This window comes from Telluria sp. AZSoR62 (assembly GCF_058111565.1).
Genome location: NZ_JBYTST010000278.1, coordinates 1 through 277 on the forward strand (window position 1 = coordinate 1; position 277 = coordinate 277).

1 protein-coding gene is annotated in these 277 nt (G+C 49.5%); it reads right to left on the reverse strand.

Annotation, left to right across the window (positions count from 1 at the left end; translation table 11 throughout):
* A partial coding sequence (locus AC3XQU_RS23795; RefSeq protein ID WP_489876601.1) for an ABC transporter ATP-binding protein occupies positions 1-277 on the reverse strand: 277 nt, incomplete at both ends.

Below are 277 nucleotides of genomic sequence, written 5' to 3' on the forward strand. Positions count from 1 at the left end.
GAATTTCATCGATTAGAAATACTTCAGGGTCGGTGTGGACGGCCACTGAAAAAGCTAATCGCAAATACATCCCCGAGGAATAGAACTTCACCTCAGTGTCGATAAACTGTCCAATTTCGGAGAACTCAATGATTGAGTCGAAACGTGCTTTGGTCTCACTCTCGGTCATTCCGAGGATCGCAGCATTCAGAAAAACGTTATCGCGCCCTGTCAGATCAGGATGGAACCCTGCTCCAACCTCGATCAGTCCTGCGACTCGGCCACTCGTACGGACCGT